Annotated in this window: 24 protein-coding genes; all 24 read left to right on the top strand. The window is 43.6% G+C overall.

Features of this window, described 5'->3' with window-relative positions; genetic code table 11:
* Positions 1–9: 9 nt before the first annotated feature.
* The 24 genes from CARFE_RS0101695 (at position 10) to ldhH (ending at position 24,469) form a co-directional block, all read left to right on the top strand.
* Positions 10–1,575, top strand: coding sequence for a TCP-1/cpn60 chaperonin family protein (locus tag CARFE_RS0101695; protein ID WP_028051514.1), 1,566 nt, complete (start codon positions 10–12; stop codon positions 1,573–1,575).
* Positions 1,559–2,143 carry a nucleotide exchange factor GrpE gene (gene grpE / locus CARFE_RS13895; RefSeq protein ID WP_034541420.1) on the top strand — a complete coding sequence of 195 codons (585 nt, stop codon included), beginning with the start codon at positions 1,559–1,561 and terminating at the stop codon, positions 2,141–2,143. The genes CARFE_RS0101695 and grpE overlap by 17 nt, the downstream gene beginning before the upstream one ends.
* Before the next feature lie 19 nt (positions 2,144–2,162).
* Positions 2,163–3,977, top strand: a complete 1,815-nt coding sequence (gene dnaK / locus CARFE_RS0101685; RefSeq protein WP_028051513.1) for a molecular chaperone DnaK — start codon at positions 2,163–2,165, stop codon at positions 3,975–3,977.
* A 25-nt stretch (positions 3,978–4,002) separates the two neighbouring features.
* Complete coding sequence (gene dnaJ / locus CARFE_RS0101680) at positions 4,003–5,148, top strand: molecular chaperone DnaJ (protein WP_028051512.1); 1,146 nt, start codon at positions 4,003–4,005, stop codon at positions 5,146–5,148.
* 26 nt (positions 5,149–5,174) lie between these two features.
* Positions 5,175–6,092 (top strand): 50S ribosomal protein L11 methyltransferase, encoded by a 918-nt coding sequence (prmA, locus tag CARFE_RS0101675; protein ID WP_028051511.1) that lies wholly within the window; start codon positions 5,175–5,177, stop codon positions 6,090–6,092.
* A gap of 7 nt (positions 6,093–6,099) precedes the next feature.
* Complete coding sequence (locus CARFE_RS0101670) at positions 6,100–6,846, top strand: 16S rRNA (uracil(1498)-N(3))-methyltransferase (protein ID WP_028051510.1); 747 nt, start codon at positions 6,100–6,102, stop codon at positions 6,844–6,846.
* Positions 6,843–8,147 carry a tRNA (N(6)-L-threonylcarbamoyladenosine(37)-C(2))-methylthiotransferase MtaB gene (gene mtaB / locus CARFE_RS0101665; protein ID WP_028051509.1) on the top strand — a complete coding sequence of 435 codons (1,305 nt, stop codon included), beginning with the start codon at positions 6,843–6,845 and terminating at the stop codon, positions 8,145–8,147. The genes CARFE_RS0101670 and mtaB overlap by 4 nt, the downstream gene beginning before the upstream one ends.
* 96 nt (positions 8,148–8,243) lie before the next feature.
* Positions 8,244–8,585 carry a histidine triad nucleotide-binding protein gene (locus CARFE_RS0101660; RefSeq protein WP_011343357.1) on the top strand — a complete coding sequence of 114 codons (342 nt, stop codon included), beginning with the start codon at positions 8,244–8,246 and terminating at the stop codon, positions 8,583–8,585.
* Between the two features lie 41 nt (positions 8,586–8,626).
* Positions 8,627–8,806, top strand: a complete 180-nt coding sequence (rpsU, locus tag CARFE_RS0101655) for a 30S ribosomal protein S21 (RefSeq protein WP_011343358.1) — start codon at positions 8,627–8,629, stop codon at positions 8,804–8,806.
* Positions 8,807–8,815: 9 nt separating this feature from the next.
* Positions 8,816–9,262 carry a GatB/YqeY domain-containing protein gene (locus CARFE_RS0101650; protein WP_028051508.1) on the top strand — a complete coding sequence of 149 codons (447 nt, stop codon included), beginning with the start codon at positions 8,816–8,818 and terminating at the stop codon, positions 9,260–9,262.
* Between the two features lie 49 nt (positions 9,263–9,311).
* The gene (yqfC, locus tag CARFE_RS0101645) at positions 9,312–9,563 is read left to right on the top strand and encodes a sporulation protein YqfC (RefSeq protein WP_011343360.1); all 252 of its coding nucleotides are present in this window, start codon (positions 9,312–9,314) and stop codon (positions 9,561–9,563) included.
* A 5-nt stretch (positions 9,564–9,568) separates the two neighbouring features.
* Positions 9,569–10,714: a sporulation protein YqfD gene (yqfD, locus tag CARFE_RS0101640; protein ID WP_028051507.1), complete on the top strand. Its 1,146-nt coding sequence runs from the start codon at positions 9,569–9,571 to the stop codon at positions 10,712–10,714.
* Positions 10,715–10,737: 23 nt separating this feature from the next.
* Positions 10,738–11,694, top strand: coding sequence for a PhoH family protein (locus tag CARFE_RS0101635; protein WP_034541439.1), 957 nt, complete (start codon positions 10,738–10,740; stop codon positions 11,692–11,694).
* 19 nt (positions 11,695–11,713) lie between these two features.
* Complete coding sequence (locus CARFE_RS0101630) at positions 11,714–13,804, top strand: HD family phosphohydrolase (RefSeq protein WP_051250104.1); 2,091 nt, start codon at positions 11,714–11,716, stop codon at positions 13,802–13,804.
* Positions 13,801–14,232, top strand: a complete 432-nt coding sequence (gene ybeY / locus CARFE_RS0101625) for an rRNA maturation RNase YbeY (RefSeq protein WP_028051504.1) — start codon at positions 13,801–13,803, stop codon at positions 14,230–14,232. Before CARFE_RS0101630 ends, ybeY begins: the two co-directional genes overlap by 4 nt.
* A 1-nt stretch (position 14,233) precedes the next feature.
* The gene (locus CARFE_RS13890) at positions 14,234–14,716 is read left to right on the top strand and encodes a diacylglycerol kinase family protein (protein ID WP_084138699.1); all 483 of its coding nucleotides are present in this window, start codon (positions 14,234–14,236) and stop codon (positions 14,714–14,716) included.
* The gene (locus CARFE_RS0101615; RefSeq protein ID WP_034541419.1) at positions 14,682–15,317 is read left to right on the top strand and encodes a DUF502 domain-containing protein; all 636 of its coding nucleotides are present in this window, start codon (positions 14,682–14,684) and stop codon (positions 15,315–15,317) included. Before CARFE_RS13890 ends, CARFE_RS0101615 begins: the two co-directional genes overlap by 35 nt.
* Positions 15,307–16,203: a GTPase Era gene (gene era, locus CARFE_RS0101610; protein ID WP_028051502.1), complete on the top strand. Its 897-nt coding sequence runs from the start codon at positions 15,307–15,309 to the stop codon at positions 16,201–16,203. Before CARFE_RS0101615 ends, era begins: the two co-directional genes overlap by 11 nt.
* A gap of 326 nt (positions 16,204–16,529) precedes the next feature.
* On the top strand, positions 16,530–18,275 hold the full coding sequence (locus CARFE_RS0101605) for an L-lactate permease (RefSeq protein WP_028051501.1): 1,746 nt from the start codon (positions 16,530–16,532) through the stop codon (positions 18,273–18,275).
* 62 nt (positions 18,276–18,337) lie between these two features.
* Positions 18,338–19,705 (top strand): FAD-binding oxidoreductase, encoded by a 1,368-nt coding sequence (locus CARFE_RS0101600; RefSeq protein WP_245570741.1) that lies wholly within the window; start codon positions 18,338–18,340, stop codon positions 19,703–19,705.
* Positions 19,706–19,717: 12 nt separating this feature from the next.
* Positions 19,718–20,962, top strand: a complete 1,245-nt coding sequence (locus CARFE_RS0101595) for a (Fe-S)-binding protein (protein WP_028051499.1) — start codon at positions 19,718–19,720, stop codon at positions 20,960–20,962.
* 75 nt (positions 20,963–21,037) lie between these two features.
* The gene (locus CARFE_RS0101590; protein WP_028051498.1) at positions 21,038–21,733 is read left to right on the top strand and encodes a FadR/GntR family transcriptional regulator; all 696 of its coding nucleotides are present in this window, start codon (positions 21,038–21,040) and stop codon (positions 21,731–21,733) included.
* A gap of 88 nt (positions 21,734–21,821) precedes the next feature.
* Positions 21,822–22,349: a LutC/YkgG family protein gene (locus CARFE_RS13885; protein ID WP_051250103.1), complete on the top strand. Its 528-nt coding sequence runs from the start codon at positions 21,822–21,824 to the stop codon at positions 22,347–22,349.
* Positions 22,349–24,469 (top strand): L-lactate dehydrogenase (quinone) large subunit LdhH, encoded by a 2,121-nt coding sequence (gene ldhH / locus CARFE_RS0101580; protein ID WP_028051497.1) that lies wholly within the window; start codon positions 22,349–22,351, stop codon positions 24,467–24,469. The genes CARFE_RS13885 and ldhH overlap by 1 nt, the downstream gene beginning before the upstream one ends.
* Positions 24,470–24,504: the final 35 nt, after the last annotated feature.

Here is a 24,504-nt window from a genome sequence, read left to right as displayed (position 1 = left end):
GATTTAAGGTTGAAAAAAGAAAACCAAACCCAGGAAATTGAAGAACGCTATCAGGCCCTTTTTTCCAATGCAGCAGCGGTAAAAGCCTTAACCCAGGTGGTGGCCAATAGCTTGGGACCCAAGGGCCTGGATGCGATGTTAGTGGATAGATTTGGGGAAGTGGTGGTTACCAACGACGGAGTAACGATTTTGACTTTAATGGATGCCCAGCATCCGGCAGCCCGAATGGTCGTTAATATGGCCCGGGCTCAGGAGAGGGAAGTGGGGGATGGTACTACTACGGCTGCAGTTTTAGCCGGAGCGCTGGTTTCTGAAGGAGTAAACCAAATTTTAAAAGGGGTTCCGGTTTCCAAAGTTTTAGCGGGAATGAACCGGGCGTTAAATCACGCTCTTTTCCTCATAAGAAAAAGTGCGATTAAGGTAGGAAGTATTACCGACGACAGGCTATTGGCGGCGGCCAAAATTGCCGGACGGGGTGATGAAAGGGTTGCTGCTATCCTGCGGGATGCGGCAGCAATGTTAGAAGATAAACTTCAAGATCCCGGGTTTAAATTAGCCGATTTGGTCTTGGCAAAAGTTGGGGCCGATACTGCGCTTATTCCGGGAGTGGTTATTAATAAGTCGCCCTTATGGGAGGAAGGATCACAAAAACTTCAGGAAGTTCGCCTTTTGGTTCTCGATGATGGTCTTTATCCCGAAGAAGTAGAAGAAGAAGCCCTTGCTTCCGAAGCCGGATTTGAGCAGTATTTAAAAAACCAGAAAATATTTCAGGAAAATCTCAAAAAACTAAAAGAATTAGGGGTCAAACTAATCTTATTGACCCGGGGAATCAGCGATATTGCCGAAGAGTTTTGTTACGAAAATGAAATAATGGTTATTACCCGCATTACCCAGAAGGAATTAAAAAGGGTTTTAGAGTTTACCGGAGCCCGGGCGGCCAAAAGAACTTCTTTAAATAAGCCGGTAGAAGAGTTGCAGAAAATGCTGGGTTATGCTCGAACCTGCTTTTATGATTCCCGGCTGGATTTTACCATTATTGAAGGAGGCGCCGGAAAGGCTACCGCCACGGTTTTAATTGGAGCGGCTACCGATGAGGTGGTGGATGAACAGGAAAGAATTGCTAAAGATGCGGCCGGAAGTTTTGCCGCTGCTTATCGCTCCGGGGTTTTGCCCGGAGGGGGAGCTTTCTTCCTCTACTTAAGCCGGGAAGTGGAAAGCCTGAAAAATCGCTTGCCCGGTATGGAAAGCTACGGTGTTATGGCTTTTTCTGAAGCTCTTAAAGTTCCCTTTCGGGTGATGGCGGAGAATGCCGGTTTTAACGGGCTGGAAAAGTTGGGGGACTTAATGACCCTGCAGGTCCAAAAAAATAACTACGCTTTGGGATTAGATTTTGAAACCGGTGAGTTTATCGATATGATAGCCGGCGGAGTGGTTGATCCTGCTGAAGTGGTTTACCAGGCAGTAAAAAATGCCAGCGAGGTAGCTATTTCGTTATTGAAAATTAATACCATAATTAAAATGAAAGATTACGAAGTTTTAAAGGAAGGGGAGCAGGAAGATGGAGGAAAAAGATAAAGAGGAAAAAGTAACCGGAGAAAATTTGGAACCGGAAGATAAAAATTTGGAACAGGAAGATAAAGAGGAGGTTGTCGGGCCCCAGGAGGAACAACAAATTGATGAGGCCAAAAATTGGGAAGAAGAATACAATAAGCTTTTGGATGAACATAACCGCTTAAAAAATCAGTATTTAAGGTTATATGCCGATTTTGATAATTACCGGAAAAGAACCCAGAGAGAAAAAGAGGAGCTTTTAAAGTACGAGGGAATTGAGTTTCTAAAAAAACTCCTGCCGGTGCTTGATAATTTTGAAAGGGCTTTAAAGGAAAAAGACACTGATCCGCAAAAAGTGATTGAAGGAGTTGAGCTTACGCACCGGCAGTTACTGGAAATTTTAAACCAGCATGAAGTAAAAGCGATAGAAGCTCAAGGTCAGCCGTTTAATCCCGAACTCCACGAAGCTTTAATGGTGGAGGTACGGGAGGATTTAGAAGAAAATACCGTAATTGAGGAGCTGGTAAAAGGGTATTTTTATAAAGATAAGGTTTTAAGACCTGCTTTGGTAAAAGTTTCGAAAAAACAATAACTTAAAGGGGGTAGAGATAATGGGTAGAATTGTTGGTATTGACCTTGGAACTACAAACTCCTGTATTGCGGTAATGGAAGGTGGAGAAGTAATCGTTATTCCCAATGCTGAAGGTGGTCGCACCACTCCTTCGGTGGTGGCTTTTGGCAAAAACGGGGAGCGGATTGTTGGTCAGGTAGCTAAACGCCAGGCTATTACCAATCCGGAACGCACGGTAATTTCCATTAAGCGGCATATGGGGACCAATTACCGGGTAAAAATTGACGATAAAGAATATACTCCCCAGGAAATTTCCGCAATGATTTTGCAAAAGTTAAAGCAGGATGCGGAGGCTTACCTGGGAGAAAAAATTGAGAAAGCCGTAATAACCGTACCGGCTTACTTTACCGATGCTCAGCGGCAAGCTACTAAAGATGCCGGAAGAATTGCCGGCCTTGAGGTGCTAAGAATCATTAACGAGCCTACGGCAGCCGCTTTGGCTTACGGCCTTGATAAAGAAGGGGAACAAACTATCTTGGTTTACGACCTGGGCGGTGGAACCTTTGACGTTTCCATTTTGGAAATTGGCGATGGCGTGTTTGAAGTTAAAGCCACTGCCGGTAACAACCGCCTGGGTGGAGACGATTTTGACCAGCGAATTATCGATTGGCTGGTGGAAAACTTTAAAAAAGAACACGGCATTGATTTAAGAAACGATAAAATGGCCATGCAGCGGCTAAAAGAAGCGGCGGAGAAAGCCAAAATTGAATTATCGGGGGTACTGGAAACCCAGATTAATCTTCCGTTTATCGCCGCAAACCAAAACGGACCGTTGCATATTGATGTTACCTTAACCCGGGCCAAATTTAACGAATTAACCGCTGACCTGGTGGAAGCTACCATGGGTCCCACCCGGCAGGCTTTAGCCGATGCCGGCCTTAAGCCCGAAGATATCGATAAAATCCTGTTGGTGGGAGGATCCACCCGGATACCGGCGGTTCAAGAAGCAATCCGCAAGTTCTTTAACAAAGAGCTCCATAAAGGGATTAACCCCGATGAATGCGTAGCCATTGGGGCGGCAATTCAAGCGGCAGTGCTGGCGGGAGAAGTTAAAGACGTAGTTCTATTGGACGTAACGCCCCTTTCCCTGGGGATTGAAACCCTGGGTGGAGTGTTTACCAAGTTAATTGAAAGAAACACCACGATACCAACTTCGAAGAGCCAGATTTTTACTACTGCCGCCGACAACCAGACTTCGGTGGAAATTCACGTCCTGCAGGGCGAACGGCCGATGGCTGCCGATAACGTCTCTTTGGGTAGATTTACCTTAACCGGTATTCCACCGGCTCCCCGCGGAGTACCGCAAATTGAAGTCCGCTTTGATATCGACGTAAACGGTATTGTCCACGTTTCCGCCAAAGATCTGGGTACCGGTCGGGAGCAAAGTATTACCATAACCAATACCAGCAATCTGTCGGAAGCGGAGATTAAGCGGATGGTGGAAGAAGCGGAACGGTACGCGGAAGAAGACCGGAAACGGAAAGAAGAGGTCGAAACCCGCAATCAAGCGGATAGCTTAATTTATCAGGCAGAAAAAACCTTAAAAGACTTTAAGGATAAAGCTAATCCTGATTTAGTGGCAAGAGTCGAGAAAGCCATTGCCGAGTTGCGGGAGGCAATGAACAGTAAAGATGTACAGCTAATGAAAGCGAAAATGGAAGAGTTAACTAAGCCGCTTTATGAGTTAACTTCCAGCATTTATCAGCAGTCCGCAAATCAAAATCAAACTCAAACTGGAACTAATACCCAAGGCAACGTGTATGATGCCGATTACAAGGTAAATGACGATAAATAATTCCCCGCAAAAGGCGGTGAGGTAATTGAAGCGGGATTATTACGAAATTTTAGGGGTGGCAAGAAATGCCACCCCTGAAGAAATAAAGAAAGCTTATCGAAAACTTGCGCGCAAATATCACCCGGACGTGAATAAAGACGACCCAAACGCTGCCGAAAAATTTAAGGAAATTAACGAAGCTTATGAAGTTTTATCCGATCCGGAAAAAAGGGCCCGCTATGACCAATTTGGCCATGCGGGAGTTGACGGGAATTTTGCCGGCCAAGGAGGTTTTGGTGGCGGGGCCGGCATTAATTTTGAAGATATTTTTAGCGGTTTTGGCGGTTTTGGCGACTTATTTGACATGGTTTTTGGGAGCGGCAGAAAAGCCCGGCAGGGCCCGGTACCCGGTGACGATATAGAGGCCGTTTTAGAGCTAACTTTAGAAGAAGCGGTCTTTGGGGGAGAAAAAGAATTAAGAGTTACCAGAACCGAGACCTGCGGTCACTGCCACGGTAACGGGGCCGAACCGGGAACACCAATCATCACCTGTCCCACCTGTCAGGGACGGGGGCAGATCCACCAGGAAGTTAAGACCCTCTTTGGTCGCATGGTAAGAAGTCAGGTCTGCTCTACCTGCCGGGGTGAAGGGAAGATACCGAAAACCCCTTGTCGGGAATGCGGTGGGAGTGGATTGGTGCGGAAGACCCGGTCGATAACGGTAAAAATTCCTCCCGGCATTGACCATGGCCATAGGCTTAGAATTGCCGGAGGGGGTGAAGCGGGTCGCTTTGGTGGGCCTCCAGGAGACCTTTATGTTTATATTAAAATTAAACCGCACAAGCTGTTTAAGCGGGAAAATATCCATTTAAAATTAGAGAAGGAAATTTCCTTTGTTCAGGCGGCATTGGGAGCAAAGGTAGAAATACCAACCATCGATGGGGGTACGGAAATTTTAGAAATTCCCGAAGGAACCCAGACGGGTACCGTATTTACCATTAAAGGAAAAGGTGTACCGGTGGTAAATGGCTCCGGACGGGGAAATCTTTACGTAACGGTCAAAGTAGTTACCCCCACCAAACTAACGGAACGGCAAAAGCAGCTTTTACGGGAGTTTGAGGAGATATCCAAGCAAAAAGAGGAAACCTTTAAAGAAAAATTTAATAAGTTTAAAAACAAATTTGCGTTATAATTAAATAAAAAAGACGGGTGAGGCCTGTGAAATATCTTGAAATTGCGGTGGAAGTGGAAAGCTGTTTCACTGAAACGGTAGCTGATATTTTTTGGGAATTTAATACCGGGGGGGTAAGTATTGAAGACCCCCTTTTGCTTTGGCAGTATATAAACGCTCAGATCTGGGATGCTTATGAATTTCCCGACAGTGTCTTAAAAGCGGAAAGGGCTACGGTACGGGCTTATTTTCCCTTAACGGAAAATATTAACACTCTGTTAAGCCAGATCAATGAAAGGCTTAAATCTCTGGGTATTCCTTTCAACCTTTATTTTCAGGAAGTTGAAGAGGAAAGCTGGGCGAATAGCTGGAAAAAATATTTTAAACCCGTTGAAGTAGGGGAGTTTTTAATAAAACCTACCTGGGAAAAGCTACCTTCGGGCAAAGAAGATAAAAAAATAATAGAAATTGACCCGGGGATGGCTTTCGGAACAGGAACCCACGTTACCACCGCATTGGTTTTAGAGGCCTTACCGAAATACGTTAGCCCGGGCAAAGTAGTGGTGGATGTTGGTACCGGTTCAGGAATATTGGCGATAGCTTCCGCTTTGCTGGGAGCCGAGAAGATTTATGCCTTGGATATAGATCCGGTAGCAGTAAAAGTTGCCCGGGAAAATATTTCTATAAACCGCCTGGAAGATAAGATTACGGTGATAGAAAATGACCTTTTACATGGTTTTAACCAGACCGTTGACGTTATCATCGCTAATATTATTGCGGCGGTAATTAAAGAGTTAGCTTTGGATGCCTACGAAAAATTAGCCACCGGTGGAATTTTTATTGGTTCGGGAATTATTGTAGAAAGAGAAAAGGAAGTTATGGATAAACTTTTGGAAGTTGGTTTTAAAATTATTGAAAGAAAAAACAGTGGTGGTTGGTGCCTTCTGGTTGCCAGAAAGGAGTAGGGTGTAAATGCCGTACTTTTTTCTACCCCCTGGGCAGACCCAGGGGGATTATGCTTATCTTACCGGTGACGATGCTAAACATGTAGCCAAGGTTTTAAGAATAAAGCCCGGGGAAAAACTAACATTACAGGACGACCAGGAGTTTCGCTACTTATGCCAGGTAATAGCGGTAAGAAAAGATTTAGTTCAATTAAAGATTTTGGAGAAAAAAAAGGTTGTAACCAGACCTCCGGTCAATGTAACTTTGGTGCAGGGGGTACCGAAGGGCGATAAAATGGATTTTATCGTGCAGAAGGCTACGGAACTGGGGGTTTACCGGATAATTCCGGTGGAAACCATCAGGACGGTAGTGGTTTTTGATGAACGCAAGAAAAGGGATCGATGCGAACGGTGGCAGAAAATTGCTTATGAAGCGGCTAAGCAGGCGGGAGTCAGCCGGGTTCCGGAAATTTTTCCGGTAATAGATTTAAAGGCCCTGCCGGAATTTATTTCCGATGCTTTAATCTTGGTACCCTACGAAGGCGAGGAGCAAACTTCTTTAAAGCAACTTTTAAATAAAGAGGCGGTAAAAAACGTTACGGTAATAATAGGCCCCGAAGGGGGGTTTGACCCCGGAGAGATTGAGTATTTAAAAAGTTTTGGGGCGGTCACTGTTAGCTTGGGGCCAAGAATTTTACGTACGGAAACGGCAGCTCTGGCCGTTCTTTCCATGGTTTTATATCAGTGGGGTGACCTTGGAGGAGAATTAAGGTGAAAAAAGTAGCTTTTTATACGTTAGGTTGTAAAGTAAATCAGTACGAAACCGAAGCGTTAAAAGGAGCTTTTTTAGAAAAAGGGTATGAAATAGTTGACTTTAGCGATTATGCTGATATTTACGTTATAAACACCTGTACTGTTACCCATTTAAGTGACCGTAAATCCCGGCAGATGATCAGGAAAGCGGTGCAAAAAAATCCCCGGGCGGTGGTGGCGGCGGTGGGCTGTTATGCTCAGGTTGCTCCCGAGGAAATTTTAAAAATTCCCGAGGTAAATCTTGTTTTGGGGACCGTTCATAAAAACCGCCTGGTGGAGTTAGTGGAAAAAGTACTAAGGGAACGGACAAAAATAAATGCGGTGGCCAGTTTTGAAGAGCTCTTGGAATTTGAAGAAATGCCTTTAAAGCTCGCACCGGGTAAGGCCCGGGCTTTTGTTAAGATTCAGGAAGGGTGTAATAGCTATTGCGCCTATTGTATTATTCCCTATGCCCGGGGACCCCTTAGAAGCCGCCCCTTAGAGGATGTGGTAGCGGAAGTAAAAAAACTCTGTCAGAGCGGCTTTTCAGAAATTGTGCTTACGGGAATCCATACGGGAGCTTACGGCCAGGAAAAACAGGACTTGCCCAAACTTGCCGATTTGGTGGCCGAGTTATTTAAAATTCCCGAACTAAAGAGGCTTCGTTTGAGCTCCATTGAACCGCAGGATTTTACCGTGGAACTACTGGATGTTCTGGCAAATAGTCCTAAATTCTGCCGTCATCTCCACCTACCCCTGCAAAGTGGTGATGACGATATTTTAAAGGCGATGCGCAGGAAATATACTTCTTATGAGTACTTAAGGTTAATTGAAACTATCCGGGAACGGATTCCTGATATTGCTTTAACTTCTGATGTTATCGTTGGTTTTCCGGGAGAAACCGAGGAGCAGTTCTTAAACAGTTACAATTTAGTAAAAAAGGTTGGTTTTATGGATATTCACGTTTTTAAATACTCACCGCGGGCGGGTACGCCGGCGGCGAAAATGCCCGGTCAGATACCGGAGCGGGAAAAGGAGCGGCGAAGCCTTTTACTTTTAAATTTAAAAGAGGAACTTTTTAAAAATTATGCTTCTAAATTTCTCGGTAAAATTTTAGAGGTTATTCCCGAGGAACAGGATACGGAAGGCTTTTGGGAAGGACATAGCGATAATTATTTAAGAGTCAAGTTTTCGGGCAATAATATAAAGCGGGGAGAAATTTATCCGGTTAAAATTATCGAGATAAAAGAGGGCTATGTTAGCGGAGAACTGGTAAATAGCTAAAATTTTTCTTGCCAGCAGGAATTTTATAGTGTATTGTAGAATTATCTCCTTTTGTAAGGATTGAATTGTACCTTTCTCCCGAGGGGAGGTGAAGGTATGAGTGACTGTCTCTTCTGCAAGATTGCCCGGAAAGAAATTTCCTCGGCTATTGTTTATGAAGATGAGTTAGTGGTGGCTTTTCGTGACATCAATCCGGTAGCACCGGTGCATATATTGATTGTTCCTAAGGTACATGTGGAAAATATAGCGGACTTAGGAGAAGAACACCGGGAGCTTGCTGGACATTTGCTACTAAAAGCCAGGGAAATTGCGGAAAAAGAAGGGATTAGTGAGTCTGGGTATCGTCTGGTCAGCAACTGCAGAAAAGACGGCGGTCAAGAGATTTACCACCTCCATTTCCACTTAATTGGCGGTAGACCGTTAGGTAAATTTGCCTAATTAAGGCGGTAAAGGGGGTGGGGAGGAGGGAGGGATAGAAAGTGGCAGAAGTTAGAGTTGGCAAGAATGAAAGTTTAGATAGCGCTTTAAGACGTTTTAAAAGATCTTGCCAAAAAGCCGGTTTAATGGCTGAGATGCGCAAAAGAGAACATTACGAAAAACCCAGCGTGAGAAGGAAGAAAAAAGCTCAAGCCAGGAATAAGAAAAAGCGTTATGCTTAAGGTGATCTTATGTTGAACCGCATTGAACAGGATTTAAAAGAGAGTTTAAAACAAAGGGAAGCGGGCAAGATACGGCTTAATGTTTTAAGACTGGTAAAAGCGGCAATTAAAAATGCTGAAATTGAAAAAGGAAGAAGCCTTACCGATGATGAGATTATTGGAGTCATCCAAAAGGAAATTAAGGCCCGCAAAGAAGTCCTACCCAGTTATGAAAAAGCCGGACGGACCGAAGAAGTTGCTAAAATTCAGGAAGAAATAAAAATTCTTGAAAGCTACCTACCAGCCCAGTTAAGCGAAACGGAGTTAGAGGAAATAATTAAAGTGACGATGGGAGAAGTCGGGGCTTCTAAACCTTCGGATATGGGGAAATTAATGCCGGCGGTACTTGCCAAGGTAAAGGGACGGGCTGACGGTAAGGTAGTTGCGGAGTTAGCGAAAAAGCTTTTGGCCAACTAACATGAAAACCCTTCCTGCTGCATATTGATTTAGCAGGGAGGGTTTTTTTATGCCTAAAAAATGGACAATATCCCCGGGAGAAATTTTTGCCGATTTACCCAGGGTGGTTTTTCTGGGTAATGAGATGGTAATTGTGGAAGGACATAAAGGAATCCAATCTTATTCCCCGGAGATAATAAAAATTATCAGGTTTAATGAAAAAATAACCATCGAAGGTAAGAATTTAGAAATTTTTTTAATAACCTCCGAAGAACTGCAAATTACCGGGCAAGTTGAACGGGTACACTTCGAGAGGGGGTAAACTTCTTGCTGAAATGGTTGTTTGGTGAAATTCATTTTAAATTTCAGGGCAGTGAGGTTGAACGTTTTTTAAATTTGGCCTTTAGCCGGCAGGTTGATTTAAGGGAAGTAAAATATACTACAGATGGCCTGACCTTTAAAACCAGTTTAAAAAATTTTCGTCAGGTGAAAACCATAGGGAAAAAGGTGGGAGGAAAAACAAAAGTTATTGCTAAAGAGGGAGCTTGGTTTTGGTGGAAGAAAGTTCTAAAAAGGCCAGGGATTATTGCCGGGCTTTTTTTACTTTTAGGGATAATTTATTCTCTTACCGGTTTTATCTGGTTTATTGAAATTGATGGTTTTTCCGGTAGACAAAGAGAAATTTTAGATATTTTAAAAGCCCGGAAGGTTAAACCGTTTGTCAGGAAAAAAGCAGTTGATGAAAAAATGCTAAAAAGGGAAATCTTGGCCCAAATGCCCGAGATCTCCTGGGTGGGGATTGAAAAAAAGGGAGTTAGGCTTATCATTACTGGTAAAATGCGGGAAGAGAGTTACCGGCAGAAATACAAAAAGGCGGACATTGTGGCCAAAAGGGATGGAATTATTAAAGAGATACTGGTGTTTCGGGGGAGCTTAAGGGTTAAACCGGGGCAGAAAGTTACCGCGGGGGAGGTACTAATTTCCGGGGTTGATGAACGGGGAAAGGCCATTGTGGCTGAAGGAACGGTAAAGGCGGTTACCTGGTATAAAAAAAAGGTGCAGGTACCCTTAAGAGAAGAGCGCTTAGTTCCCACCGGACAAGAGAGTAGTTTAGTTAAGCTTTTTTTCGGGAAAAAAGAAATAACGTTAAAAAAGCCCCCAAAAGGCTTTGCGCTGGCTATCATGGTGGAAAAGCGTTATAAACTTTCATTAGGTAGGAAATTCGCCGTTCCTATCGAACTTTATAAAGTGACTTACAGAGAAGTTAAAAGAAAGGTTAGAAAGCTAACCCTTGAGGAAGGAGCGCAAAAGGCGTATAATTTAGCATTAGAAGAACTTAAAAAAGAAGTAGATATGAAGCAGATAACCTATATGGACAAAAGTGTTCGGAGTTTGGGGGATGCAGTGGAAGTAGTGGTGAAAGCTCAGGCGTTAGAAGATATCGGTCAAATCTTAGGGATACAGGAGGATTAGCCTTGGCTAAAAAAGAACAACGGATGGTAGTAGCAGATAAGGAGTTTTTTCGGGCTTTGTTTGGCAAGTACGATGAAAACTTAAAGCTTATTGAAGAGCTTTTGCCCGTTACCATTAATTTAAGAGAAGGAGAAATTTTAATAACCGGGGAAGAAGACGCGGTAAATAAAGCAGTGGGGTTAGTCGAAGATCTTTATAATTATTATCTTGCCGGAAATCCCATCACCACTCGGGAAATTCGTTATGCTTTTTCCGCAGAAAAAAGAGGTGTTTTGGGGCTTTTAGGGGATGAAACGGTTTATATAACTCCCCGGGGTAAAAAAATCAAACCCAAAAGCTTAAGACAGAAAATGTATCTCGAAGCCATTAAAAAGTATGATATAGTCTTTGCCATTGGACCGGCAGGTACGGGGAAAACTTACCTGGCGGTGGTAATGGCAGTCTTGGCTTTAAAGCAAAAAGAAGTTGCCCGGATAATTTTAACCAGACCGGCGGTTGAGGCGGGGGAAAAGTTAGGGTTTTTGCCGGGGGATTTACAGGAAAAAGTTAATCCTTATTTACGGCCACTTTACGATAGTTTGTACGATATTTTGGGGTTGGAGACTACCCAGAAATACCTCGAAAAACAAATAATTGAAGTGGCGCCTTTAGCGTATATGCGGGGGCGCACCCTGGATGATGCATTTATTATCTTAGATGAAGCCCAAAATACGACACCGGAGCAAATGAAAATGTTTTTAACCCGTTTGGGCTTTGGCTCAAAAGCGGTAATAACCGGGGACACCACCCAGGTAGATTTACCCCGCGGACAGGAATCCGGTCTGGTGGAGGCGGAACAGATCTTAAAGCCAATTAAGGGTATAAACTTTTCTTATTTTACCCGGGAAGACGTAGTAAGGCATCCCTTAGTCCAGGAAATTATTGAGCAGTACGAAAAAGCCCGGCAGATCAAGGACAGGGAGGGAACGGGTCATTCTTAAACTTAAAGCAAAGCAAATAATGGAAAGGTTAAAAAACAACCAAAAACTCCTCCGGGGATTGGTGTTTTTTGGTTTTTTTGTAGCCTTTCTCCTCTTAATGTTCCTGGAATTTATCCCGCATCGGGTAAATCTCCAGGTGGGTCAGGTAGCACCGGAAACTATTAAGGCTCCGCGAAGTATAGTTTTTGAAGACAAGGCCAAAACCGAAGAAGCGCGGGAGAAGGCCCGGAGCCAGGTACCGAAGGTTTATCTAATTAATCCCGAAACCAATGCGGCTATTTTAGGGGAAGTAAATAACTTTTTTTTAAATATAGAAAAAATCTTAAAGCAAAACTTGCCTCCAAAGCAAAAGGAAAAGCAGATTATTAACGAATTACCCTTTTCCTTGCCTGCAGGTATGGCTGCAGATTTGGCCAGAATAAACCTTGAACGCTGGAAAGCAACCCAACGGGCGGCAACGGAAATTTTGGGTGAACTGTTAAAAAAGGAGATTACGCCAGAAAATTTTACGGAAATTAAAGGAACCCTTACCGAGAAGGTTAACCGTTATAACTTAAGTTACCCGGAAAAAGAGGTTTTAATTTTAAGTTTAAATTATTTTTTAAGACCCAATGCGGTATATGATCCGGAAGCCACGGAAAAACTTCGAGACCGTGCTGCCCAGGCGGTACCCAAAGTGTGGGTTTCAATTAAGCAAAATCAGAAAATTATCGGAGAAGGGGAAATTGTTACTCCCGAGCATATAGCCAAATTGGAAGCTCTGGGGTTACTTAAACCAAGACCTTCATTTCGCAATTTAATTGGAGCGGTATTTCTTGTATTTTTTACCATGTTAACTCCTCTTTTTTACCTGTACTTACAGCGACGGGAAATTTTTGAAAATTTAAACTTACTGATTTTATTGGGGATAATTTCCTTTTTTATCTTAGCATTAGCTAAAAGTATTTTAGCAATCAATGTGGGAGCATTTCCGGAAATGACCCCGCTGGTGGGCTATGCTGTACCTTTAGGTGCAGCAACGATGTTAATTGCCATTTTAATTGACTTTAATCTGTCCATTTTGATGACGGCGCTTTTAGCTTTATTAATTGGTTTTGGTACCGAACTTAGCCTTAAGCTATCCATAGTATCTTTTTTTTCTGGACTTGCCGGAGGTTTTGAGGTTTCTCATTTAAGCCAGCGCAAGGATTTAGCCCGGGCGGGAGTAAATATAGGTATTGTAGCTTTAGTAGCAATCCTTGCTTTGGAACTTATAGATAAGACGCCTATAGGTACGGCTTTTTTAGCTGCATTGATTTTTGGTCCGATAAATGGGATTTTAGCTGCCATTTTTACCAACGGCTTTTTACCCTATTTAGAAACGACCTTTAAAATTACTTCTGCGGTAACTTTATTGGAATTAGCAACTCCTTCCCATCCCCTTTTAAAAAAGCTTTTAATGGAAGCACCGGGAACGTACCATCACAGTCTTTTGGTGGGGAATTTAGCGGAAGCGGCGGCGGATAAAGTAAATGCCAATAGCTTACTGGCCCGGGTGGGGGCCTATTACCATGACATAGGTAAATTAAAACGACCGTACTTTTTTGTGGAAAATCAATTTGGTAGCGGTAACCCCCACGAAAAACTTAATCCCAATTTAAGTACCTTAATTGTTACCTCCCATGTGAAGGATGGGGTGGAGCTGGCCCGGGAGTATAAATTACCCCAAATCGTTATCGATATTATCGAGCAGCACCATGGAACCAGCATCATAAAGTTTTTTTTCCAAAAGGCTATTGATATCAACGGACCGGAGGTAAATGCCGAGGATTTTCGTTATCCCGGTCCCAAGCCCAAAACCAAAGAAGCAGCTTTAGTAATGCTGGCCGATTCGGTAGAAGCGGCGGTGCGTTCGTTAAAATCTCCTACTCCCGGCCGTATAGAGGGATTGGTCCGAAAAGTAATTAAGGACAAGCTTTTAGATGGACAGCTGGATGAGTCAAACCTAACTTTTCAGGATTTGCATAACATTGCTCAAGCCTTTGATAAAGTATTATCGGGAATTTTCCATAACCGGGTGGAATATCCGGATATAAACGTGGAAGCTCTCAGAAAGGAGAAAAAATCTTGACGGAAATTACCAATCTTCAGGATAAAGTGGACGTGGATGAGACTTTGTTAAATATAATTACCCAGGCTGTGAGTTTAACATTAAACGAGGAAGGACGCGTAGGGGTAGTAAGCATTGCGCTGGTGGATAACATTTACATTCAGTCTTTAAACCGGGAATACCGCCAAAAGGATGTTCCAACGGATGTTTTATCTTTTCCCCTGGCAGATGATGAAGATGATGAAGTTTTAGGGGATGTGGTGATATCTTTAGAAAAGGCCGCGGAACAAGCAAAAGAATACGGTCATAGTTTTTTTAGGGAAGTGGCGTTTTTAACGGTGCATGGGGTTTTACATTTACTTGGGCATGACCATTATGAAGAAGAAGAAACCCGTATTATGCGGGAAAAAGAAGAAAAAATTTTAAGTGCTCTGGGATTGGAGCGTTAATATGCGGCGAAGCTTGAAAGAAAGCTTTAGCTATGCTTTTTGGGGCTTAATTTACAGTTTACGCACCCAGAGAAACATGAAAATTCACTTTTTAGCGGGTATTGGAGTTTTAACCCTTTCTTTATTTTTGCCTTTTAACGGCTATGACTATTTATTTGTCTTTTTTGCCGTAGCTCTGGTGATAATAACGGAAATGATTAATACGGCTATAGAAGCGACCGTAGATTTATTTACCCAAGATTATCACCGGCTTGCAAAAATCGCTAAGGACGTAGCAGCAGGAGCGGTGCTTCTGGCAGCGATAAACAGTATCGGGGTCTTTTTTTTGGTGATTATACCAAAAATCAAGGGTTTTTCTTATTTAAACTTCTATCGTATTAGGTTTTATCCCCTTCACATTTTACTTTTGCTAATAGGGCTTTTATTTCTCCTTTATACTTTCATAAGCTATGGCAGGTCGCGAGGAGGGAAGGGACATTTTTAAGAAAGTAGGTAACTATTTTTTAACCGGTCTTGCGGTAATTACACCTGCAGCCATAACCATTTATATTTTATTTGCTTTGTTTTCCTTTTTTGACCGACCCCTTCGGGGATTTTTTGCCCAAATTTTTGGTATTGATATTCCAGGCCTTGGGGTGTTAACAGTAGCTCTGCTGGTACCAATAGTGGGGATGTTGGCTACGAATTTTATAGGAAGAAAAATCCTGAAAAAATTTGAGCAGTTATTCATAAAGATACCGGTTACCCGTTCCCTTTATAAGACTTCTAAGCAATTAATTGAAACTTTTTTACATCCGGAAAGGGATGCATTTAAAAGCGTGGTGTTAGCAAGGTATCCCAAGGACGGTTCTTACGCTCTGGGATTTATCACCGGTTCGGGGCTTGACGAAATAAACGAAAAAACCCGGGAAAAGCTCTTACCGGTCTTTTTACCTACAACCCCCAATCCAACTTCGGGCTGGCTTTTATATTTACCTGAAAAGGATATAATACCCTTAAATCTTTCGGTAGAAGATGCGCTAAAAATTATTGTATCCGGTGGGATAGTCAAACCAGAAAGGGGGGGAGAAAAAGATGAGTTATAAATCGGGCTTTGTTTCCATCGTTGGCCGACCCAATGTTGGAAAATCCACTCTTTTAAACCAAGTGGTGGGGACGAAAATTGCAATAATGTCCGATAAACCCCAGACTACCCGGAATAAAATCCGGGCAGTATTGACTTCGGAAAAAGGCCAGATTATTTTTATCGATACTCCCGGGGTACAAAAACCCAGAAATAAACTTGGGGAGTTTATGTTAAAGCAGGCTTTAACCAGTTTGGACGAAGTAGATGTTCTTTTATACGTGGTCGAAGCCAATTCACCGATAGGTCCGCAGGAAAATTATCTCTTAAAGACTTTAGCTGAAGTAAAAACTCCGATAATCTTAGTGGTAAATAAAATTGATGTGGTAAAGATGATTGAGGCCCAAACCCTTGCTGGGCAAATTGAAAGCAGATTAAAGGTTGCCAAAACTTATTACATATCGGCCTTAAACGGAACGGGAGTTTCGGAACTGGTGGAGGGAATTTTTGAATTATTACCCGAGGGGCCGCCGTATTACCCCGAAGGGCAGGTTACCGATTATCCGGAACGATTTATCATTGCCGAGTACATTCGGGAGCAAATACTGCATTTGACCCGGGAAGAAATTCCGCACTCGGTAGCAGTCGTGGTGGAGGAAATAAAACCCCGGGAAAACAGCAATACCGTTTATGTTTCCGCAGTAATTTACGTGGAAAGGGAGAGTCAAAAAGGAATCATCATTGGCAAAAATGGGCAAATGTTAAAAGAGATTGGGCAAAGGGCTCGACTGGAAATTGAGCGGCTACTGGGTAGTAATATTTACCTTGATTTATGGGTAAAGGTAAAGGAAGACTGGCGGAACAAAGATGTCTGGATTCGCAATTTTGGTTTTACGGAGTTTGAATAACCCTTTGCAATAGAGCGGGCTTAGGCCCGCTTTATTTGTGCCGGTGAGGTGTGATACTATAAAAATTTTTTATAGTGGGCCTGTTATAAAACAAAAACGTGAAATATGGAACAATCTTGAATTCCGATGAATACTGAATTCTAACATACCCAAAGGAGGTAGTGACCTTTATAAAACCGTTGTTTTACCCGGCAATTGTGAAATTTGTAACATTTAGAATATATTGAAAATTTAAATTTATATGGTAAACTAATAGTCAAGAGGTCAGACCATCATACGGCCGTATGATTAGGTTATTGACAAATTTTTTTCAGGAGGGGTATTTGGTGACCTGGACGCAAAACTACGACCCGTTTAACAACATTGCGTTATCGGCTTTGGTGGCAGCGATTCCGATTTTTTTCCTGTTCTGGGCGCTGGCCATCAAAAAGATGAAAGGTTATATTGCTGGCCTTTTAACGTTGCTTTTGGCCATTATTGTTGTAGTTTTTGAGTACAAGATGCCCGTAAATCTTGCTTTAATGGCTGCGGTAAACGGCGCATTATATGGTCTTTTCCCTATTGGCTGGATTGTTATTACTGCAGTTTATCTCTATAACCTTACCGTTAAAGCGGGACAATTTGAAATTATTAAGGATTCCATTGCCTCGATTACCGAGGACCGGAGATTGCAGGCTTTATTGATTGCTTTTGCCTTTGGAGCGTTTTTAGAGGGGGCCGCTGGCTTTGGTACCCCGGTGGCGATTACGGCAGCAATGCTCGTTGGTCTTGGTTTTAACCCCTTGTATGCTGCAGGAATTTGCTTGATTGCCAACACTGCTCCCGTTGCTTTTGGAGGAATAGGTATCCCCATTATTGTGGCCGGACAGGTAACGGGAATTGATGCTATGGCGATTAGTAAAATGGTAGGCCGTCAGTTGCCGCTTTTATCGGTGGCCATTCCTGCCTGGTTGGTCTTTATCATGTCCGGGTGGAAGGGTCTTCTTGAGGTCTTACCAGCAGTGTTGGTTACCGGTATTTCCTTTGCCGGTGCTCAGTGGTTTTCTGCAAACTACCTTTCGCCGATGCTCCCGGATATAATTTCTTCCCTGGTTTCCATCATCACTTTGGTCATATTCTTGAAGGTTTGGAAGCCCAAAAATATCTGGCGATTTGCCAATGAACCTCCGGCAACATTACAGGTAAAGAAGCATTCCGCAGGGGCTATTTTAAAAGCCTGGTCGCCGTTTATTGTATTAACGATTTTGGTGGGCGACTGGGGGTTAAATCAGGTAAAAAATGTGTTAGACCTTGTTACCCTTAAGTTTCATGTCCCCGGCCTTGATGGTTTAATTTATAAGCCCGGTGCGGACAAAGCCATGGAAGCGGTCTTTAAATTTAACTGGCTATCGGCGGCGGGGACGGCAATCCTTATTGCTGCAATAATTACAATTTTAATTTTACGAATTAGCTTTAAAGATGCGGTTAATGTGTTTGTTGATACTCTTAAAAGCTTAAAATATCCGCTAATTAACATCGCAGCGGTATTAGGTTTTGCTTATGTCGCTAACTTCTCGGGTATGAGCCAAACGCTGGGTTTATCGCTAACCGTTACAGGAAAAGCGTTTGCCTTTCTTTCACCAATGCTTGGTTGGCTCGGGGTATTTATAACCGGTTCGGATACATCGGCTAATGCTCTTTTCGCTAAATTGCAGGCTGCTTCAGCGGAAAAGCTGGGTATTGATCCGGTCTTAACTGTTGCAGCTAACTCTTCCGGTGGAGTTACCGGTAAGATGATTTCACCGCAAAGCATTGCGGTAGCTACCGCTTCGGTGGGCTTGGTGGGCAAAGAAGCGGAGCTTTTCCGGTTTACCGTGCTGCACAGCTTCTTATTTGCTGTGGTGGTAGGCATCATTACTTATCTCCAGGCGTACTACCTGAAAAGCTGGATTCCGGTTTACAAAATGATTGAAAGTGCTGGAGCTGCGGCTCAAGCTCAGGTAGAAACCGGTCCAGGACTCACCATTCTTGGGATTACCGCAGTGGTAATTTTAGCCCTCTGGGGCTTAGTCGCGGCGTTTAATAAAAAATAAACTGAAATAAACGAATCGGGGGGAGTTATTCCCCCCGGATAGTTTTGAGGAGGGTTTTTAAAGTGGAAGCACTGGCCAAGTTAGAAAAAATTCTTGGTTCCGAAAAGGTAAAAACGCAAAGGGAGGAGCTTTTTGTTTACGGTTATGACGCTACCGCGGGGTTAAAAAACCAAATGCCTTTAGCGGTGGTATTTCCTGAAAGCACCGAGGAGGTAGTCGAGATTGTTAAATGGGCCAACGAATATAAAATTCCTCTTTATCCGCGGGGGTCAGGGACAAATTTAAGCGGTGGAACTGTGCCGACGGCAAAAGGGGTAGTGGTAGAGTTAAATCGTCTCAATAAAATCTTAGAGATTGACCTGGATAACCTTACGGCTACCGTGGAGCCGGGGGTAATCATCAACGATTTAAATGAAGCGGTGAAACCCTACGGCTTGATTTATCCGCCGGACCCGGGAACGGTTACTACTGCTACTATGGGCGGTTCGGTGGCCGAGTGTTCCGGTGGGCTTCGGGGCCTAAAATACGGTGTAACCAAGCATTATATCATGGGCGTCGAAGCGGTAATTGGTACTGGTGAACTGTTGAAATTTGGCGGCAAGACCGTGAAAAATGTTACCGGCTATGATCTGCCTGCGTTAATGGTGGGAAGCGAAGGTACCTTAGGGATTATTACGAAAATTATCGTAAAACTTATTCCTGCACCGGTAGCCAAAAAAAGCTTCTTAGCTGTATTCAACAGTATTGATGATGCTGGGAACGCCATTGCTGAAATTATTAAAAACCGGGTTATTCCTGCAACTTTAGAAATTATGGACCAAACAACCATCCGGACGGTAGAAAAATTTAAAAACATTGGCCTTCCGGTAGATGCCCAGGCGATTTTACTGGTGGAAACCGATGGTTATCCCGAACAGGTGGAAATGGAAGCTAAAATTATTCGGCAGGTCCTGGAAAAAAATCGGGGAGAAGTATCTGAAGCCAAAAATGATGAAGAGCGGGAAAAACTCTGGGAAGCACGGAGGGCGGCATTACCGGCTTTAGCCCAGGTAAGTCCCACCACTGTTTTGGAAGATGCTACAGTTCCCCGGAGTCAAGTTCCGGCTATGTTAAAGAGGTTAAAGGAAATTAGTGAAAAATATAACCTTACTATTGGTACTTTTGGTCACGCAGGTGATGGAAATCTTCATCCTACAATCCTAACCGACGAAACTAACCGGGAAGAATGGCAGCGAGTGGAAAAAGCTGTAGAAGAAATCTTCAAAGCGGCGTTAGAACTTGGAGGAACGCTTTCCGGGGAACACGGCATTGGCATGGCGAAAAACCGTTTTCTCCTCTGGGAAATGGGGGAAGCGGGGGTTAATCTTTTAAAACGCTTAAAACTTGCTTTTGACCCCAATAATATCTTAAACCCCGGGAAAATGGCGTAGGGGGGAAGGTTTGTGACCGAGATTAAACAGGAGTTTTTAAAATGTATGCGTTGCGGTAACTGCCAGGCGGTTTGCCCCATATATAAGGAAACAAAAATGGAAGCGGAAGTGGCCCGGGGCAAGATTCAGCTCATCAAAGGGGTTACCGAAGGGGTATTAAAACCTACCGAATACCTGGCGGAAAAAATTGCTACCTGCCTTACCTGTCTTGCCTGCCAGGAAAACTGCCCCAGCGGGGTTAATTATGAGAAAATTCTTTTATATGGCAGGGACTATTTGGCCAAAGAAAATGGCTTACCGCCGGTGAAAAAAGCAATCTTTAAAGTTTTACGCAAACCCCGACTTTTTAATTTTGGCCTGAAAATGGCTTCCCGTTTTCAGGGGCTTGCCCTGAAAAAGGTTAAAGGTCGGCCGGGAAGGAAACTCAGGTTTGGGCTCCTCGAAGACCATGAAAACCGGTTGTTACCCGAATTTTCCAAGGAAACTCTGGTGGAAAAGGCCAGGTCTAAACAAACTTCTGGGAAAGAAAAGCTTTTGTATTTCCCCGGCTGTATGATCAATAACGTTTATGTTAACGTTGGGGAAGCGGTAATTGCTGTTTTGCAGCACAACGGAGCCCAGGTGGTAGTACCGGAAAAGCAAAGCTGCTGTGGGACTCCCGCCCGGGTGCATGGGGATATAGAGTCGGCAAAGAGCTTAGGACGTTATGTAATTGACACCTATCTTGCGATGGACGCCGATTACGTTATAACCAGCTGTTCTACCTGCGGGGTAACTTTACGACAGGGATATGTTGAACTTTTTGCCGATGAGCCGGAATACCTTGAAAAAGCCAAAAAGCTTGCCCAAAAGACCCGGGACATCAATGAATATCTGGTGGAAAAAGGCTTTATAAGACCTAAAAAACTAAATTTAAAAGTAACTTACCATGATCCCTGCCATTTAAACCGGAAGCTTAAAGTAAATAAACAACCCCGGGAAATATTAAAAGCAGTTGTGGGGGAAAATTTTAGGGAAATGAAAAAGCCTGCTGTCTGTTGCGGCGGGGCCGGTTCTTTTTCCCTGACCCATTATCCACTCTCGAAAGCTATCGGTAAGAAAAAAGCGTTAGATATCATTGAAACCGGCGCAGAAGTAGTGGCAACTTCCTGCCCGGGGTGCATGCTCCAGTTAAATGATGCTTTAGCTAAAGAAGGTTCGAATATCAAGGTCTTACATGTGGCAGAACTTCTGGCGGAAGGATATAAAGAAAATTAATTCACCCCTTAGAAGGATTTAACGGAAAAAGGGAGAAAATATAAAGGCAAAAATTACTTTTGCCGGAGGTTTCGCATGAATTTTCAGCAGATAAAAACCAAAAAAATTTACGAAGAAATAATCGAGCAAATTAGGTTGCTAATTGCCCGGGGTGAATTAAAGCCAGGGGATAAACTTCCGTCAGAAAGAGAACTTGCCGAAAGCCTTGGGGTCAGTAGAGCTTCGGTTAGAGAGGCATTAAGTGCGTTAGAAGTATTAGGGGTATTAGAAGTAAGACCGGGGGAGGGTACTTTTGTCCGGGAAGTGGCCGCGGATAAGTCCTTTCATTCCCTAACTCTGTTGTTACTGTTAGACACAACTTTGGAAGTTTTAGAAGTAAGAAAGATTTTAGAATCCGGAGCAGTAGTACTGGCTACAGAAAGAGCTACCGATGAAGATATAAAACGCTTAGAAGATGCCGTTGTAAAAATGGAAAAAGATTTAAAGCAGGGTGATTTAGGGGATGAGGCTGATTTTATGTTTCATTACGGATTGGCTCTTGCTACCCATAATTCCCTTTTGGTACGTCTTATGAATTCAATTGCCGACACCATGCGCCAGTCTTTAAAAATAAACCGTGAGCGGCTTTTTAGAACTCCGGGCATGCCTGAAATTTTTTATAAGTACCACAAAGAAATTTTAGAGGCGATAAAAGCTCGCGATAAAATTAGAGCGCAAAAAGTTTTAGAGGAACATTTAACGGTGGCTGAAGAAAAATTGTTAGAAGAGTAATGGATTGAAAATAGTTTGATTTTAAAAAAGGGAAAATATAAAATCTAAGGTCAGACCATCAGGACATAATACCGAAGGTGGTGATTGGGTGTTAAAGGAAAAGTTTATTACGGAACTTACTGCGGTGGGTGGCGAGGTTATTTGCTGTAAAACCTATGAACAGTTGATTGACAGTTTGGCGGGAGTACTGGCCGGTCTTGGTGTTCGGAAAGTGATGTACTATCCTCACCCGCAAGTTAAAAGGCTTTTAGAAAAGATAAGGGAAAAAGTGGCGGTAGAACTTCTTACTGAAGATTACCGTAAACCGGAAGAGGTTGAAGTAGGACTTACCGGGGCGGATTTAGGTGTAGCCGAGTCCGGTTCGCTGGTGCTGGTAGCGGAGGATCCAAAACTTCGAAAAATGACTACTTTACCGCCGGTGCACATTGCAGTTCTGGAGGAAAGCCAGATTGTGGAAAAATATGAAGATGTATTTGAACATTATGCTGGAAAGTTACCGGGATACTTAAACTTTATCACCGGACCTTCAAGAACGGCCGATATTGAAAGGGTTTTGACCATCGGGGTTCATGGACCGGGCCGACTTATAGTATTTATAAAAGAGGGTGAGGAATAATGGCGAATAAAGAGAAAATTAAAAAAGCCCTTGGTAATCCTACCTTACGGCGTGCTCTAACCAATTTTGGAAATAATTATGTTTTGGCTCGGGAAAAAGTTTTTGCCGGCCTTGATTTTGAGGAACTACGCCGGGAGATCAAGGCGGCCAGAACCGAGGTCAGGCATAAGCTTGATTTTTACGTGGAACAATTTAGAATAAATGCCGAAAAAAATGGTGCCAGGGTTATAATTGTTCATTCGGCCGCTGAAGCAAAAAAAGCAATAGTTGATATTTTAAAGGCCAAAAACGCCAAAACAGTGGTAAAATCAAAATCCATGGCATCCGAAGAAATTCACCTGAATGAAGAGCTCGTAAAACACGGCATTGAAGTAGTGGAAACCGACCTCGGGGAGTGGATTTTACAGCTTGACGGGCAAAAGCCCTCCCACATGGTAATGCCGGCAATCCACCTTACCCGTGAAGAAGTTGCTGCTATTTTTTCCAGGGCACTGGACCGGGAAGTAGCTCCGGATATTGCCCAAATGGTTAAGCTTGCCCGACAGGAATTAAGGGATAAGTTTTTAAAAGCCGATGTCGGGATTACCGGTGGAAATATTGCGGTGGCAGAAACCGGTTCGATTTTTCTCTTTACCAATGAAGGGAATGCCCGGTTAACAACTACCCTGCCCCGGATACGGATAAGCTTGGTGGGGGTTGAAAAAATTGTACCAACGTTAAAGGATGCCATCCCAATCATGCGGGCTCTTCCCCGAAACGCTACCGCTCAGAAAATTACCAGCTACGTGACCGTGATGACTGCGGGAGCCGGTCAGGAACATTATGTAATTTTAATGGATAATGGACGCATTGAGCTAAAAGACGACCCGGTGTTCGCAGAACTTTTCCAGTGTATCCGCTGCGCCGGTTGTTTAAATGTGTGTCCCGTCTACCAGCAAGTGGGGGGCCATGTCTTTGGGCATGTTTATACCGGACCTATCGGTACCCTTTTGACCGCTTTCTTTCACGGATTGGATGCGGCCAAAGACCCTCAGGCCCTCTGCGGCAGTTGCCTTAGATGTGCTACCGTTTGCCCTGCGGGCATAAATTTACCGGAATTGTTGTTAAAATTACGTCAAAGGGTTGTTGAAACTTATGGACAACCGTTTGTGCAAAAATTTATCTTTGAACGAATCCTGGCCAATCCCAAGCTTTTCAACTCTCTTTTAGACCTTGGTCGAAAATTTCAGGGGATTGTGGCGGAAAACGGCGAGATTAAATCTTTACCTTTTGGTTTGGATAATCTTACTTCTTTCAGGGTGTTTCCAGCTCTCGCCAAGGAGCGACTTTATAAAAAATATCGGGTGCGTCCCAAGAAAAAAGGTACCAGGGGCAAAGTGCTGTTTTACAGCGGTTGCTTAATTGAACACATGTATCCCGATATTGGTGAAGATGTTTTCTTGGTTTTAGAGAAAAACGGTTATGAAGTGGTTTTACCGGAAGATCTGGGATGTTGCGGGGCTCCAGCATATTACTCCGGAGACTTACAGGCTGCCGTGAGGATGGCTAAAAACAACATTGAGGCGTTTTTAAAGCACGAGTATGATTATATAGTCACTGCCTGTCCTACCTGCAGCGAAACCCTAATGCATTATGAAAAATATTTAGAGGATGACGAAGAGTACCGGGAGAAAGCTAGGGAAGTATCGAGGAAGGTAATCGATTTTACCGATTTTGCTTATAAGTATTTGGCGGTGGGTGAAGGAAAACTGGCGGGGAGCTATACCCTTCATGACTCCTGTCATGCCCGCCGGGGCCTGGGTCAGGTAAAAGAGCCCCGGGAGCTAATTGTTAAAACCGGGGCAAACCTGGTGGAGATGGCCAATTCCGACCAGTGCTGCGGTTTTGGCGGTTCCTTCTCCATAAAGTATCCGGAAATCTCCGAAAAAGTGTTTCAGAATAAATACCAAAGCATCATGGAAACCGGTGCAGAAAAAGTAGCGGTTACCTGTCCGGGGTGTTTAATGCAAATTGCCGGCGGCCTGAAAAAACAGGGAGCTCCGGTAAAGGTAGAGCACTTAGCCACCATCCTGGCTAAAACCTTTAGGGACGGTTCTGAAAACCACCACTTTCTACGATAGATAGAAAGTGGTGGCTGGTAGAACCGTCCCTTCCG

Source organism: Carboxydothermus ferrireducens DSM 11255 (assembly GCF_000427565.1).
In the GTDB taxonomy this organism is placed as follows: Bacteria; Bacillota; Z-2901; order Carboxydothermales; family Carboxydothermaceae; genus Carboxydothermus; species Carboxydothermus hydrogenoformans.
This window is presented reverse-complemented; position numbering and strand designations above follow the sequence as displayed.